This is a genomic window from Aeromonas sp. R2-2 (genome assembly GCF_040908355.1).
Classification (GTDB): domain Bacteria; phylum Pseudomonadota; class Gammaproteobacteria; order Enterobacterales; family Aeromonadaceae; genus Aeromonas; species Aeromonas veronii.
Genome location: NZ_JBFODQ010000103.1, coordinates 23,328 through 37,657 on the forward strand (window position 1 = coordinate 23,328; position 14,330 = coordinate 37,657).

The 14,330-nt window shown below is 61.7% G+C and carries 18 protein-coding genes; 11 read left to right on the forward strand and 7 right to left on the reverse strand.

Annotated elements, in window-relative coordinates; all coding sequences use genetic code 11:
- Window positions 1-5 precede the first annotated feature (5 nt).
- From metJ to AB5Z09_RS21900, 3 genes are all read left to right on the forward strand, one after another.
- Window positions 6-329, forward strand: coding sequence for a met regulon transcriptional regulator MetJ (gene metJ / locus AB5Z09_RS21890; protein WP_005340251.1), 324 nt, complete (start codon window positions 6-8; stop codon window positions 327-329).
- Between the two features lie 41 nt (window positions 330-370).
- Window positions 371-1,093, forward strand: a complete 723-nt coding sequence (locus AB5Z09_RS21895; RefSeq protein WP_368196267.1) for a helix-turn-helix domain-containing protein — start codon at window positions 371-373, stop codon at window positions 1,091-1,093.
- Between the two features lie 84 nt (window positions 1,094-1,177).
- Window positions 1,178-1,516, forward strand: a complete 339-nt coding sequence (locus AB5Z09_RS21900; RefSeq protein WP_033113988.1) for a tRNA-binding protein — start codon at window positions 1,178-1,180, stop codon at window positions 1,514-1,516.
- Between the two features lie 67 nt (window positions 1,517-1,583).
- On the opposite strand, the gene AB5Z09_RS21905 is transcribed toward AB5Z09_RS21900, so the two are convergent.
- Window positions 1,584-2,855, reverse strand: coding sequence for an aromatic amino acid transport family protein (locus AB5Z09_RS21905; protein ID WP_368196269.1), 1,272 nt, complete (start codon window positions 2,853-2,855; stop codon window positions 1,584-1,586).
- Window positions 2,856-3,026: 171 nt separating this feature from the next.
- Between AB5Z09_RS21905 and AB5Z09_RS21910 the strand changes: the two genes are divergently transcribed.
- Window positions 3,027-3,296: a hypothetical protein gene (locus tag AB5Z09_RS21910; protein ID WP_368196270.1), complete on the forward strand. Its 270-nt coding sequence runs from the start codon at window positions 3,027-3,029 to the stop codon at window positions 3,294-3,296.
- Here AB5Z09_RS21910 and cysQ read toward each other — a convergent pair.
- The gene (gene cysQ / locus AB5Z09_RS21915; RefSeq protein WP_005357849.1) at window positions 3,293-4,105 is read right to left on the reverse strand and encodes a 3'(2'),5'-bisphosphate nucleotidase CysQ; all 813 of its coding nucleotides are present in this window, start codon (window positions 4,103-4,105) and stop codon (window positions 3,293-3,295) included. The genes AB5Z09_RS21910 and cysQ overlap by 4 nt on opposite strands.
- 37 nt (window positions 4,106-4,142) lie before the next feature.
- Entirely contained in the window at window positions 4,143-4,751 is a 609-nt protein-coding gene (gene nudE / locus AB5Z09_RS21920) for an ADP compounds hydrolase NudE (protein WP_179214485.1), read from the reverse strand.
- Between the two features lie 144 nt (window positions 4,752-4,895).
- On the opposite strand from nudE, the gene yrfG reads away from it, so the two are divergent.
- A complete protein-coding gene (gene yrfG, locus AB5Z09_RS21925; protein WP_368196272.1) occupies window positions 4,896-5,576 on the forward strand; it encodes a GMP/IMP nucleotidase in 681 nt (226 codons plus the stop codon).
- Between the two features lie 85 nt (window positions 5,577-5,661).
- Here yrfG and AB5Z09_RS21930 read toward each other — a convergent pair whose 3' ends face one another.
- From AB5Z09_RS21930 to AB5Z09_RS21945, 4 genes are all read right to left on the reverse strand, one after another.
- A complete protein-coding gene (locus tag AB5Z09_RS21930; protein WP_040067337.1) occupies window positions 5,662-5,874 on the reverse strand; it encodes a hypothetical protein in 213 nt (70 codons plus the stop codon).
- Window positions 5,875-5,988: 114 nt separating this feature from the next.
- Window positions 5,989-6,327 carry a DUF1294 domain-containing protein gene (locus AB5Z09_RS21935; RefSeq protein WP_368196274.1) on the reverse strand — a complete coding sequence of 113 codons (339 nt, stop codon included), beginning with the start codon at window positions 6,325-6,327 and terminating at the stop codon, window positions 5,989-5,991.
- A complete protein-coding gene (locus AB5Z09_RS21940; protein WP_033113994.1) occupies window positions 6,324-6,914 on the reverse strand; it encodes a sugar O-acetyltransferase in 591 nt (196 codons plus the stop codon). The genes AB5Z09_RS21935 and AB5Z09_RS21940 overlap by 4 nt, the downstream gene beginning before the upstream one ends.
- Before the next feature lie 85 nt (window positions 6,915-6,999).
- The gene (locus AB5Z09_RS21945) at window positions 7,000-8,262 is read right to left on the reverse strand and encodes a DUF4010 domain-containing protein (RefSeq protein WP_257686865.1); all 1,263 of its coding nucleotides are present in this window, start codon (window positions 8,260-8,262) and stop codon (window positions 7,000-7,002) included.
- A gap of 216 nt (window positions 8,263-8,478) precedes the next feature.
- On the opposite strand from AB5Z09_RS21945, the gene AB5Z09_RS21950 reads away from it, so the two are divergent.
- The 6 genes from AB5Z09_RS21950 (at window position 8,479) to cbl (ending at window position 14,271) form a co-directional block, all read left to right on the forward strand.
- Window positions 8,479-9,480: a sulfate ABC transporter substrate-binding protein gene (locus tag AB5Z09_RS21950; protein WP_107683840.1), complete on the forward strand. Its 1,002-nt coding sequence runs from the start codon at window positions 8,479-8,481 to the stop codon at window positions 9,478-9,480.
- 56 nt (window positions 9,481-9,536) lie between these two features.
- On the forward strand, window positions 9,537-10,112 hold the full coding sequence (locus AB5Z09_RS21955) for an alpha/beta hydrolase (protein WP_058056497.1): 576 nt from the start codon (window positions 9,537-9,539) through the stop codon (window positions 10,110-10,112).
- Between the two features lie 271 nt (window positions 10,113-10,383).
- Entirely contained in the window at window positions 10,384-11,223 is an 840-nt protein-coding gene (gene cysT, locus AB5Z09_RS21960; RefSeq protein WP_368196277.1) for a sulfate ABC transporter permease subunit CysT, read from the forward strand.
- The gene (gene cysW / locus AB5Z09_RS21965) at window positions 11,220-12,110 is read left to right on the forward strand and encodes a sulfate ABC transporter permease subunit CysW (protein ID WP_005343065.1); all 891 of its coding nucleotides are present in this window, start codon (window positions 11,220-11,222) and stop codon (window positions 12,108-12,110) included. The genes cysT and cysW overlap by 4 nt, the downstream gene beginning before the upstream one ends.
- 22 nt (window positions 12,111-12,132) lie before the next feature.
- On the forward strand, window positions 12,133-13,200 hold the full coding sequence (locus AB5Z09_RS21970; RefSeq protein ID WP_346214886.1) for a sulfate ABC transporter ATP-binding protein: 1,068 nt from the start codon (window positions 12,133-12,135) through the stop codon (window positions 13,198-13,200).
- Window positions 13,201-13,323: 123 nt separating this feature from the next.
- Window positions 13,324-14,271 (forward strand): HTH-type transcriptional regulator Cbl, encoded by a 948-nt coding sequence (gene cbl / locus AB5Z09_RS21975; RefSeq protein ID WP_346214885.1) that lies wholly within the window; start codon window positions 13,324-13,326, stop codon window positions 14,269-14,271.
- Window positions 14,272-14,330 lie beyond the last annotated feature (59 nt).

Consider the following 14,330-nt stretch of genomic DNA (forward strand, 5'->3'; position numbering starts at 1 on the left):
GAGTCATGGGAACAGAGTGGAACGGCGACTACGTCAGCCCCTACGCGGAACACGGTAAGAAGAGCGAACAGGTCAAGAAGATTACCGTCTCGATCCCGCTCAAGGTGTTGAAAGTGTTGACCGATGAGCGCACCCGCCGTCAGGTGAACAACCTGCGTCATGCGACCAACAGCGAGCTGCTCTGTGAAGCCTTCCTGCACGCTTTCACCGGCCAGCCGCTCCCTTGCGACGAAGATTTGCGCAAGGATCAACCGGACAGTGTCCCGGCCGAAGCGCGCGCCATCATGGAAGCGCTGGGCAAAGAGATCGAAGATTTCGACAAGGAATAATCCCCAATGACGCGGTCCTGGCCGCGTCATTGCTATCTGCCATGTCCCGCTTCAGCCTGCGTCACTATCACCACCACGTCTGCAGCCATAGCCACGACTTTGCCCAGCTGGTGATCCCCCTCGACGGCCCCCTCGAGATCGAGGTGCAGGGCCGGGGGCGCAGGCTTGCCCCCGGTTCTGTCTGCGTCATCGCTCCCGGCGAGCGGCACGATTATGCCGCCGATCCGGCGCTTTCGTTTCTGGTGCAGGAGAGCGACTGGCTGCCCGGCGATCTGGCGGCCTGCCCCTTTATCGAGCTGGATGAGCCCCTGCGCCACTACCTCGCTTTTCTGCACCGCATGGTGGCCGAGGGGCGGCAGGTGGCGGGCATGGAGCAGGTGTGGCTCTCCCTGCTTGCGGAAGGGCAGGGGATGCAGAGTGCAGCCATGCCGCGCCTTGCCGCTCGCATCCTCAAGGTGCAGCGCCATATCGATGCCAACCTCGCCGCCCCGCTGACCAATCAGCAACTCGCCGCCATCGCTTGCCTTGGCCAGAGCCAGTTCAAGCTCGCATTTCGCCAGCAGTTGGGGGTGAGCGTCTCCCACTACATTCGCAGTCGACGCATGGCGCTGGCGCGTACCCTGCTTGCCGGTACGCAGCTGCCTGTTGGCGAGATTGCCAGCCGCTGCGGTTACCAGAATCAGGGGGCGTTCAGCGAGCGCTTCCTGGCCGAGACCGGGCTCACGCCCTCCCTCTGGCGCCAGCAAAACGGCCGCCTGCCGTAACGAAACGGCTGATCGCCGAAGACGGGATGCTCTCTTTGGGCCATGCTGCGGGTCATGCAAGGTGCACGATAAACAGGAGCCAAGATGGAGACGATTAGCTGGCAGGATTTCGAAATGGTGGAGCTGAGGGTGGGCACCCTGGTGCGGGTCGAGCCGTTCCCCGAAGCGCGCAAACCGGCCTACAAGGTGTGGGCGGATTTTGGCCCCGAACTGGGGATACGAAAGAGCAGTGCCCAGATCACCGCCCTCTACCAGCCAGAGCAGCTGGTGGGCCGCCAGATCATCGCCGTAGTCAACTTCCCGACCAAACAGATAGGGCCGTTTCAGTCTGAATTTCTGCTGACCGGTTTCTACCGGCCGGATGGCGCCGTAGTAATGGCTATCCCCGAGCAAGCGGTGGAGAACGGCGCCAAGCTGGGCTGAGTTCACACCCGAACAGAGACAAGAGAGGCGACCCAAGGTCGCCTCTCTTTTTGCTTGTTGTTCGCCGTTACTTCAACAGGCTGAAGATCAGCGCCGATACCGCCAGCGAACCGGTTAGCAGGATAAAGCCGTTGGTCCAGCCGTGACGGAAGCGGGCCAGCGCCTCCACCTTGTAGATCGCAATCACCGGCATGATGAAGAGGATCATGGCGATGACGGGGCCGGAGAGGGTCTCCATCAGACCCAGGATGCCGGGGTTGATCACAGCCGCTCCCCAGATGGCGAAGAACATCAGGGCGATGCCGAGCCGGTCCGCCTTCGCCAGCGGCAGGCCGGTGGGCTTGGCGATCAGGCTTTTCAGGCTCTCCCGGGCCCCGAGGAAGTGGCCGAGGAAGGAGGAGCTGATGGCGATGAAGGCGATGAGCGGCCCCAAGGTCACTATCACAGGGTTGTCGGTGATGTTGGCAAGATAGGAGAGCACCGAGACGTTCTGGGCCTTGGCCTCGGCCAGCTGGGCCGGGGAGAGGCTCAGCACGCAGGAGAAGACGAAGAAGAGCACGAAGCCCACCAGCATGACGGTGGTGTTACGCAGGATCAGGCCGCTCTTGGCCTCCGCCTGCTCGCCATATTCACGGCGCTGCACGTTGGCAAAGCCGGAGATGGCGGCGGCGTGGCTGAAGGCGAACACTGTCACCGGCAGCGCCAGCCAGACGGTGTTGAGGAAGCTGGCCCCCTCGAAGGCGGTCGCCTCCGGCCAGTGCCACTGGGGGATCAAATAGCAGGAGAGCGCCGCCAGAATGGCCGCCAGGGGGTAGACCATGAAGGCAAAGGCCCGCAGCATCGCCTTCTCCCCCGCCATCATCACCGCGATCATGGCGAACACCAGCAGGCCGGAGAGCATCACCCGGTTTGGGGCATCCATGCCGAGCTGGTTGATCATGAAGCTCTCCACCGTGTTGGTCAGCCCGACGCCGTAGATGAGCAGGATCGGGAAGATGGAGAGGAAGTAGAGCGCCGAGATGAGGCGACCGGCCATCTTGCCGAAGTGCTCCTCGGCCACCTCGGTGAAGTCGGCGTGGGGGCGAGAGGAAGAGAGCACGAAGCGCGCCAGCCCGCGGTGGGCCAGGAAGGTCATGGGACCGGCCAGCACCGCCACTATGACGAGGGGCCAGATGCCCCCCAGACCCAGGTTGATGGGCAGGAAGAGGATGCCCGCGCCAACGGCGGTGCCAAACAGGCTGATGACCCAGTGGGTATCGTGACGACGCCAGCGGGTGATGCTGGCAGTGGTGGAGCAGGAACCGGATAGCTCCTTGGTAGCCTCTACAGATAAACTCATTACTAATTCACTTTTTGTTAGTGTTTTAATCTGAGTTTATTGTGGTTTATCGGGATTTAATTCTCAAAAAGCGAGACTGAAACATATCACTGCCATTGCGGGGTTTAGCCAGCGAGATTGGGAATGGAATCTGTGTCACAGAATGCAACAAAACTGAAAATGGTGATTTTTATGAAATATAAAACCAAAATTTTATCTGCGATCATTTTTTTATTTTGGCTAATAAGGTGTTTTCAGAATTACGTGAAAAATCGCACCATTTCTCGCCGACCAATTGTGATGTTTCACTATCATTTCGCTTCTTTGCCAGCGTATCACGCTGTGCAAGCGCGCCTTGACCAGCGGATCACACCGGCCATCACCCCGGACAACTACTCTGAAAAAGCAGGCGGCCATCGGGCCGCCTGCATGTCTGGAGTGATGATATCGCTACTCGTCTAGTGGGCAAGAATGTTGCCCCAGGCGAGATCCGGATCCCCCATCACGATAAAGTCAGGGTTCTCCAGCGACTCGGTTTCGTTGTAGCTGAGTGGCTGCAACGCCAGGCTGAGGATGCGGCCACCGGCTGCCTCGACGATGCACTGGGCGGCGGCGGTGTCCCACTCGCCGGTGGGGCCGAGCCTTACGTAGCAATCGGCTGCCCCTTCCGCCACCAGGCAGGATTTGAGGGAGCTGGAACCAAGCGGGATCAGCTCGTAGTTGATGGCCGGGTTGAGGCGGCGGGTGAGGTTCTCCAGCTTCTGGCGACGGCTGATGGCCACCACTAGCGAGTCAGGCTGGTCATGCTCGTGGTGCATGGCGCTGATGGGCAGTACCTCGCCATTCACCTCCTTGAAGGCGCCGTAGCCGCGCACCGCCCAGTAGAGCACGTTGGACTCGGGAGCATAGATGACCCCGAGCACCGGCACATTGTCCCGCACCAGAGCGATCAGGGTGGCGAAATCGCCGCTGCCCGCAATAAATTCGCCAGTGCCGTCGAGGGGATCCACCAGCCAGTACTGCCGCCAGTTGGATCGTTGGCTGAAGGGGATGTCGGCCGCCTCTTCGGTCAGCACCGGCACATGGGGGGTGAGCGCCGAGAGCGCCTGTTTGAGGTAGGCATCGGCAGCAAGATCGGCACTGGTGACCGGGGTCGCATCCTCCTTCAGCTGACGCTCGAACTGACCGCCGTGATAGATGTCGTGAAGGATCCTTCCGGCTTCGCGGGCAATCTCCTTGACCCCCGGCACCCAGGCCAACAACTCCTGCATCTCGTTATCCTCTGTCTGTTAACTGCCCGTCTGCGGGCTACTCTGCCTGCTCCGCCAGCCACTTCTGGGCCAAGAGCAGGGCACTGATGCTGCGCGACTCGGTGAAGTCGGGTCGCGCCAGCAATTCGTCGATCCGGTTGAGGGGCCAGGGGATCACCTCGAGGGGTTCAGGCTCGTCGCCGATCCGCTGCTCGGGGAAGAGATCCCGTGCCAGTAAAATGTCCATCCGGCTGGAGAAGTAACCCGGCGCCAGCGACACCTGTTTGAGCAGGGTTAGGCTGCTGGCGCCAAAGCCCGCCTCCTCCATCAGCTCCCGGTTGCCCGCCTCGAAGGCATCTTCACCGGGGTCGATCAGCCCCTTGGGAAAGCCCAGCTCGTAGGAGTGGGTGCCCGCGGCATATTCGCGCACCAGCAGCAGGGTGTGGGCATCGAACAGCGGTACCACCATGACGGCGCCCCGGTTGCCGCCGCGCATCCGCTCGTAGACTCGCTCTTCGCCGTTGGAGAATTTTAGGTGTAGCGATTCCACCTTGAACAGTCGGCTCTCGGCTACGATATCGGCCTTGAGGATCTCCGGCTTGCTCTTGGGGTGATCCAGTTGGTCGGCTGAGATGTGCTCGGGTTTGCTCTTGTGGGGGTCGCTCATCGGACGCTGGCTGCTCGTTAAAAAATCGTGCTTCAAGAGTAAACGACTCTCACACTGAACACCACGGGCCAGGGATGGCAAAGGGGGAGGAAAAATCCGTTATACTGCCGCCCCGTTTTCTGAGATCCGCGATCAAGAGGCCCGATGCCACACTCCCGCTCCACCACCTTGCCCTGGCACCAGATAGATACCGTCTTGCTCGATATGGATGGCACCCTGATCGATCTCCATTTTGACAACCACCTCTGGCAGCAGCTGGTGCCAGAGCGTTACGCCGAGCGGCTCGGCCTGCCGCTGGATGAAGCCAAAGCGCAGATCGATGTCCACTATCACGCCGTCAACGGCACCCTCAACTGGTACTGCGTGGATTACTGGAGCGAGACCCTGGGGCTCGACATTCGTGCCCTCAAGCAGGAGCTGCTGGCGAAGATCCAGTGGCGTCCCCATGCCATCCCTTTTCTGGCCGAGTTGCGTGCCGCGGGCAAGCAGCTGGTGCTTTTCACCAATGCCCACCCCGCCAGTCTGTCGGTGAAAGATGCGCAGCTCGGTCTTGCCGAGCATCTGGATCTGATGGTGAGTACCCACGAACTGGGTTGGTCGAAGGAGAGCCAGCACTGCTGGCAGGCACTGGCCGAGCGGCTGGCGTTCGATCCGGCCCGTACCCTGTTTGTGGATGACAGCGAGCGGATCCTGCGGGCTGCCGCCGACTATGGTATCGGCTATCAGCTGGCGATCCAGAATCCGGATAGCTGCAAGCCGGAGCAGAGCATTACCGCTTTTCCGGCGATCCGCGACTATGTCGAGTTGCTGCCGTTGGCAATCTGAAGCAGTTCAAACAAGAGAGGGCTGCATCGTGCAGCCCTCTTTCTTTGATTTGAATTTTGGTTATCTGACGCCTGATGGCGAAAAATCACAGCTCCCGAAACGGGCGCCGCTTCTCCTCTTCGATGACGATCGCCTCCAGATTGGCGATCCGCTCCTGCAATTCTCTGATGATCATATCCTGCTTGCCGAGGCGGTCGGTGATGCGTGCATCCCCCATCTGATAGCGGGCCCGCTTGCCGAGATATCCGAACAATAGGCTGATAAATACGATCAGGACTATGCCTGTCCACATGGTCATGTCACGACTCCTTGTCGTCTATAAACGGCGAAAACGCTGATGAGGTTTGCTCTGTTTTCTCATAGCCGCCGAGCGGCCGCAATGGGGCCCATTGTCCCTTTGTGACGCAGACAGCTATTGCTGCCAGAGTGGCCGACCGACCCAGAGCGCCCACAGGGTGAGGTGCAACAGCACGATAAACCAGAAGACCAGCCGATAGCTGCGCTTCTGGGTCTTGTGACGCAGCCACTGGCGGGCCACCAGTGCCCCCGGCCAGCCGCCGCACAGCTCCAGCAGGTGCAGGCGAGATTCGGGAATGCGCCACTCGCCCCGCACCGCCTGCCGCTTGTCCCAGGCGTAGGCCGCCAGCGTCAGCAGACTCATGGTCAGCTGTGCGGCCAGTGGCCACCACTGCTGGCTGTCGAGGCCGAGCCAGAGGGTCCAGCCCAGCGGCAGCAGCGCCAGCGCCATCACTGGGCCAGCTCCCAGCAGCGCTCCTCATCCTGCTTGAGAGTGCGGATCACCTTGGCCGGATTTCCCACCGCCACCGAGTCGGCCGGGATGTCGCGGGTCACCACGGCGCCTGCGCCAATGATGGAGCGCGGCCCTATAGTGACGCCGGGGCAGATGATGGCACCACCGCCAATCCAGCAGTCGTCACCGATCCGCACCGGCTTGTTGTAGGCGGTCCAGTTACGTCGCTCCAGATAGTTCATGGTGTGGGTGGCGGTGTAGATCTGGACGTTGGGGGCCAGCAGCACATGGCTGCCGATATGCACTTCGCCCACGTCGAGAATGGTGACGTTGAAGTTGAAGAAGGTCTTCTCGCCGATATGGATGTTGCGGCCGAATTCGCAGGTAAATGGCGTGCTGATCCAGCAGGAGTCGGGGCAGTGGCCAAAGAGCTCGCGGCAGATCTGCTGGCGCAGAGGGGCATCGCCTGCAGGTGAACCATTGAGCCGGGCCAGCAGCGCCTGACCGCGGATCCGGTCGTTGGCTATCTCCTCGCTCTGGCTATCCAGTGCCCCGCCAGCCAGTACCTTGTCCCAGTCGCTCGCCATTGCTACTTCCTCATGCTGCAAGAGCAGGCAGTATACGTGACAGTCAAGGGGCCGTCAGTTTGTCACTTGTTGCAGGTGATCCTCGTCAACCTGCGGGCCAGACGAGGGGCAGGATCAGCAGGGCCGAGATGAAGTAGGGGAGCAGCACCCGCAGCCCTAGACTGCGACCGCCTATCCCCAGGGCCAGCAGCCCCTTCACCAGCGAGTTGACCAGCCCGGCGAGCAGGATGCCGCGGGCCGCCACCTCCAGCGCCAGCTCTTTATGGGAAAGTTGGGAGAGCGACAAGGTGATGGCGTCCACGTCGGTGATCCCCGACACCAACGCCAGCAGATAGACCCCCGAGTTGCCAACCTTGTCTTGCAGCAGCGTTGCCATAAAGCCGATCAGCGCCAGCAGCAGGCCGAACTTGATGGCGGTGGCGAGATCGAGCGGGTTGCTGGTTTCCGGTTTTACCGGGCCGTCGGTCAGCTCCTCGCGCTGACGCCAGAACCAGAAGGCAAAGCCGTAGACTGTGGTGGCCAGCAGCAACAGGGGGGCGATGAGGCGCATCGCCAGCTCGCTGTGAATCAGCAGCACCAGCACCAGCAGCCGCAGCCACATGGTGGCCCCCGCCAGCAGGATGCCGGTGGCCAGCAGCCGTTCCAGCCCCCCCTGCTCCTTGTTGAGACGGGCGAACTGCAGGGTAAGGGCGGTGGAGGAGGCCAATCCCGCCAGTATGCTGGTGAGCACCAGCCCGGCGCGGGTGCCGAGCAGCCGCACTGCGAAGTGGCCACAAAACGAGATGCCGGCGATCACCACCACCATCAGCCAGATCTTGAAGGGGTTAAAGGCATCGAGGGGGCCCATCTCCTCGTTGGGCAGCACCGGCAGCAGCACCAGCGAGATGAGCAGAAAACGCAGGGTGGCGTGGAATTCGGTTTCGCTCAGAAACAGCATCCCCTGCTGGATCTTGCCCTTGAGCCCCATCAGCAGGGCCGCCAGCACGGCGCAGGCGACCGCCTCGCTCGGGCTCAGCAGTACCGACATCAGCCCCAGCAGATAGGTGAGCAGCATAGCCACCGAGCTGGTGAGGCCGAACTCTCCCTGCCAGCGCTGGGCCAGCCAGACCGAGAGGCCGCAGCCGGTCACCACCGCCAGCAGGCCGAGCAGCGGCAGCCAGGGGCCCAGAGTCGGTAGCAGCAAACCGCACACCCCGCCGAGCAGGCCGATGAGGCCGTAGGTCCGCATTCCGGCGATGCGCTGGTTGTCCCCCAGCTGGCGCACCTGCCAGCCCCGCTCCAGTCCGATGATAAGGCCGATGGCCAGCGAGACCAGGGCTCCGTTGACGGGTTCGGCATTGATCCACATGGCGGCTTCCTTTTCGCGTTGTTGCTGCCTGATCCCATGATGGCACAGGGCGTAAGGAGGCAGAGGGGCATGGCTCACAGAGTCTGCGTCCGGCTCCCGGTGCGGGTGGCTGAGCTGATATGAGCAAAAGAGATAAGCAAAGAGTTATTTCTTTCTTCTGGGCATAACAACTCCACGGCATGCTGTTCTCAACCCAACAAGATATGGAGTATCACCATGAAACTGCGAATGACCGCCCTGACCCTGCTCTCTCTGTTGGCATTGGGCCAGGCCAATGCCGCCGAGATCCGCCTGCTCAACGTCTCTTACGATCCGACCCGCGAGCTGTTTCAGGAGTACAACGCCGCCTTTGCCAAGGAGTGGAAGGCCAAAACCGGCGACGACGTGGTGGTGAGCCAGTCTCACGGTGGCTCCGGCAAGCAGGCCCGCGCTGTGGTGGATGGACTGGAGGCCGACGTGGTATCGCTGGCGCTCGCCTACGATGTCAACGCCATCGCCAAGGCGGGGCTGACCGCTGCCGACTGGCAGAGTCGACTCGGCAACAACGCCTCGCCCTATACCTCCACCATTGTCTTCCTAGTGCGCAAGGGCAATCCCAAGCAGATCAAGGATTGGGATGATCTGGTGCGCAAGGATGTCGCCATCGTGACTCCCAATCCCAAGACCTCCGGCGGGGCACGCTGGAACTATCTGGCCGCCTGGGGCTATGCCCTGAAGAAGAGCGGCAGTGAAGAGGGGGCCAAGCAGTTTGTCGGCGATCTCTTCAAGAACGTGAAGGTGCTGGACTCAGGCGCCCGCGGTGCCACTACCAGCTTTACCGAGCGTGGTCTCGGTGACGTGCTGCTGGCGTGGGAGAACGAAGCCCTGCTGGTGCTTGGTCAGGCGGGTGCCAGCGACAAGTTCGAGCTGGTGGTGCCTTCGGTCTCCATTCTGGCGGAGCCGCCGGTCGCGGTGGTGGACAAGGTGGCCAGGAAGCACGGTACCGAAGCGGTGGCCAAGGCCTATCTCGATTATCTCTACTCTGACGAGGGGCAGCATATCGTCGCCAAACATCACTATCGCCCCAGCAACCCGGCGATCCTGAAGGAGACCGCGGCCCAGTTCCCGCAGCTTGCCTTCTTTACCGTCAAGGATCTGGAAGGGGATTGGGAGAAAGCCCAGAAGAAACACTTCGCCCAGGGCGGTCTGTTTGACCAGATCTACCAGCCGGGTCGTTGATAGCTTCGTTATCCATCACTGAACTGGCCCCTGTGCCAGCCGATAGGAGCACCAAGATGAACAAGATCCTCCTGGTTCCCGGTCTGCACAACAGTGGGCCGGATCACTGGCAGAGCCGCTGGCACGATCATTTTCCCCAATGGCAGCGGATGACCGGGCTACCTTGGGACAAGCCGGACCTCAGGGTCTGGAGTGCCAAGCTGGCGAGCAAGCTGAAACGTCGCCGCAGCCGGGTCCATCTGGTGGCTCACTCTTTTGGCGCGCTGACTGCCATTGCGGCGGCCCGCTTGCAGCCGGAGAAGGTGGCCTCGATCTTTCTGGTGGCGCCCGCCGATCCCGCCCGTTTTGGCATTGCGGATGAGGCCTTGGCCGGGCCGCTGCAGGTGTCGGCCCAGCTGGTGGCCAGCCGCAATGATCCCTGGATGAGCTTTGAACGGGCCGAATACTGGAGCCGTCAGTGGCAGGTGCCGCTGTTCGATGCCGGTGAGGCGGGCCATATCAATGCCCAGTCAGGTCATGGGGACTGGCATCAGGGGCTGCATTTGCTGGGGGCACTCTACCGCCGTGGTGAGCTGGTAGTGGCACCGGTCAAGATCGCATCGCCCCAGCCGGTCGTATTGGGCTTTCGCTAGGTATCTGTGAAGTGGTTGGAGGGTTGGCGAGCGCGCTGTTCGCTGGCTACTCCATGCCCCCGTTCTTTGAATGCTCCGCTCCGTATTGCTCCATTTCTTAGGTCTTTTATTTATATAAAAGACCTTTTTTTATTTGGAGTGCGCCAAGAGCCTTGTGACTCTGCGGTTAGACAAAAAAGTGATTAGCAAAGTCGCAATTGATGTTTGTTGCAGATGAGGGGAGTGCGCAGAATCACCATATCGAAAATTCTTCATAACAGATGGATGTGTTATGCGATTTGGTTCTTATTCTGTCCTGCCCGGTTTTGGCCCCACCTTGGGGTTCAGCCTGCTCTATCTGGGCCTGCTGGTGCTGTTGCCGCTCTCGGCCCTGGTGCTGTTTGCGATCAACAACCTGACCGCCGCCGAGTTCTGGCAGGTGATCGGTTCACCCCGGGTGCTCGCCTCTTTTCGCCTGAGCTTCGGTGCGGCCTTTGTCGCGGCGCTGCTCAACAGCCTATTTGGCCTGATCCTGGCCTGGATCCTGGTGCGCTACACCTTCCCCGGTCGTCGTCTGGTGGATGCGCTGATCGACCTGCCATTCGCCATGCCGACCGCCGTTTCCGGCATCGCCCTGTGCGCCATCTTCGCCCCCAACGGCTGGATCGGCCAGTTGCTGGCGCCGTTCGGCATCCAGCTCGCCTACAACCCTATCGGGGTGGTCATCGCACTCACCTTTATCGGATTGCCGTTTGTGGTGCGTACCCTGCAGCCGGTGCTGCGGGAGGCTGAAACCGAGCAAGAGGAGGCCGCCGCCAGCCTCGGCGCCGATCGCTGGCAGACCTTTCTGCGGGTGCTCTGGCCGACCCTGATCCCGGCCCTGCTCACCGGCTTTGCGCTGGCGTTTGCCCGCGGGGTGGGGGAGTACGGCTCCGTCATCTTCATCGCCGGCAACCTGCCGATGGTCTCGGAAATCGCGCCGCTGATGATCATGAGCCACCTGGAGGAGTACGACTATGCCGGCGCCTCTGCCATCGCAGTGGTGATGCTGCTGATTTCGTTCATTTTGTTACTGCTAATCAACAAGTTGCAGGCCTGGAGCTGGTCTCGCATCGGAGGGAGCCGGATATGAGTTCATCTGCTATCGCCATTGAGGCGGCCTCTGTAGAGGCGACCCCCGCTCGCAAGGCGCCGGTCGTGATCCGTGAACCCCAGTGGGTCAAATGGCTGCTCATCACGGTGGGTCTCGGCTGGTTTGCCGCCCTGTTGCTGCTGCCGTTGGCCACCGTCTTTATTCAGGCGCTGACGCCGGGGCTCGCCTTCTTCTGGCACGCCATCAGCGAGCCGGATGCCCTGAGCGCCCTTGGCCTCACCGCGCTGGTGACCCTTTGCGCCGTCCCACTCAATCTGCTGTTCGGGATTGCTGCGGCCTGGGCCATCGCCCGTTTCCGCTTCCCCGGTCGGCAGCTGCTCATCACCATCATCGATCTGCCTTTCTCGGTGTCGCCGGTGATCGCCGGTCTGATGCTGGTGTTGATGTTCGGCAGCCGCGGCTGGTTCGGTGACTGGTTGAGCGAACATGACATCAAGATCATCTTCGCCACCCCGGGGATCATCCTGGCCACCACCTTCATTACCGTGCCCTTCGTAGTGCGCGAGCTGCTGCCCCAGATGGAGGCGCGCGGCCCGGAAGAGGAGGAGGCGGCCATCATGCTGGGGGCGAGCGGTCTGCAGATGTTCTGGCGCGTCACCTTGCCCGGCATTCGCTGGAGCCTGATGTACGGCCTGCTGCTCTGTACCGCCCGCGCGGTTGGGGAGTTTGGCGCGGTGTCGGTAGTTTCCGGTCATATTCGCGGCCAGACCAATACCCTGCCGCTGCATATCGAGATCCTCTACAACGAGTACCAGACCGGCGCCGCCTTTGCAGTGGCAAGCCTCTTGGCTCTGTTCGGGATCTTCACCCTGCTCGGGGAAACCCTGTTGGCCCGGCTGCGTGCCCAGCCCACCAAATCTCACTGATCACCGTTTTAAAGAGGCAGCCATGAGCATTCAGGTTCAACAACTCAACAAGCATTTCAATCAGTACGCGGCGCTGGCAGACATCAACCTCGACTTTCACGACGGTGAGCTGGTGGCGCTGCTCGGCCCCTCCGGTTGCGGCAAGACCACGTTGCTGCGGATCATCGCCGGGCTGGAGCAGGCCGACAGTGGCAGCGTCATCATCCGCGGTGAGGACGCCTCGGATCTCCATGTGCGCGAGCGCAACGTCGGCTTCGTGTTCCAGCACTATGCCCTGTTTCGCCACATGACGGTGTTCGAGAACGTGGCGTTTGGCCTTAGGGTCAAACCGCGCAGCGAGCGCCCGGCCGAGGCGGCCATTCGTGCCCGGGTCAAGGAGCTGCTGGATCTGGTGCAACTCAGCCACGTGGCCGAGCGCTACCCGCCCCAGCTCTCCGGCGGTCAGCGTCAGCGGGTCGCACTGGCCCGCGCGCTGGCGGTACAGCCCAAGGTACTGCTCTTGGACGAGCCCTTCGGCGCCCTCGATGCTCAGGTGCGCAAGGAGCTGCGCCGCTGGCTGCGCGAGCTGCACGATGAGCTGCATGTCACCAGTCTTTTCGTCACCCACGATCAGGAGGAGGCGCTGGAGGTAGCGGATCGGGTGGTACTGATGAACGCCGGACGGGTCGAGCAGATCGGCACCCCGGCCGAGGTCTATGACCAGCCTGCCAGCTCCTTCGTCCACAGCTTCCTTGGCAGCGTGAATCAGTTCCGCGGTCGGGTGGCGGAGCAGGGATTCGGTGTCGGTGAGCAGCTGCTCGGCGGGCCGTCGGCTTCTCATCTGGCCCACGGCAGTGCCGCCATCGCCTATGTCCGCCCCCATGAACTGGAGATCTTGCCAGCCGATGCGTCGGGCGGGATCCGCGCCACCATCACCCGTCTGCTGCCCATGGGGCCGCGCATTCGGGTGGAGCTGCGTGGTGACGGTGAGACCAAAGGGGCTCACTATGAGGCGGAGCTGAGCAAGGAGGCGGCCAAGCAGTTTGCTCCGGGACAGGGGGTACGGCTGGTGGCCAGACAGGCGCAGTTCTATCCCGATTACCAGATTTGATGTTTTGTTGCGGGTGGCATGGCTGCCCGGGTTCAGGCGCGCTGCCGGGGCATGATCCGGCCAAATAACAATAATGAGGGGGTGACCAGCTTGTGTCACCCACTCTTCGCAGGAGGCGACAAGGTGAATTTTCAGCAGTTACGAATTATCCGGGAGGCAGCGCGGCGGGATTACAACCTGACCGAGGTGGCCAACGCCCTTTTTACATCGCAATCCGGGGTGAGTCGCCATATCCGCGAGCTGGAAGAGGAGCTCGGTATCGAGCTCTTTATCCGCTACGGCAAGCGGCTGCTCGGTATGACCGAGCCGGGCAAGGAGCTGCTGGTGATTGCCGAGCGCATTCTCAATGACGCCAACAACATCCGCAAACTGGCCAGCACCTTTGCCAATCGAGACTCGGGCCGCTTGCTGGTGGCGACCACCCATACCCAGGCGCGCTATGCCCTGCCGCGAGTGGTGAAGGCGTTTCGCGAGCAGTTCCCGCTGGTACAGCTGGAGCTGCGTCAGGGCAGCCCGGAGGAGATAGTGCGGCTGGTGCAGACCGGCGAGGTGGATATCGGCATCAGCAGCGAGCAGCTCGACAAGAGCGAAGGGGTGGTGGCATTCCCCTACTACCGCTGGCACCACAATATCGTGGTGCCCGAGCAACATCCGCTGACTGGCGAGCGGGATCTGACGCTGGCGGCGCTGGCCAACTGGCCCATCGTCACCTATCAAGCCGGGTTGACCGGGCGGGTGCGGGTGGATGAAGCCTTTGCTGCGGCTGGCATTGAACCGCAGATCCTGCTGACGGCGCAGGACTCCGATGTCATCAAGACCTATGTCGAGCTGGAGATGGGGGTCGGCATACTGGCTGATATGGCGTTCGACGCCCAGCGTGATCAGGGGCTGGTACAGCTCGACGGCAGCCATCTGTTTGCCCCCCACACCGCCTGGATTGGCCTCAAGCAGGGGCAGTTCCAGCACAACTTTGCCTGGCACTTTATCCAGCTCTGCAACCCCGAGCTGGCGCTGGCGGATATTCAGGCCCGCGCCATGGGCAGCGAGCCTGCCATCGACTTCCAGATTTGAATCGGAAGAGAAGAGCAGAAGGGGAGCCAATGGATCCCCTTTTGCTATCCGGTGGCGAG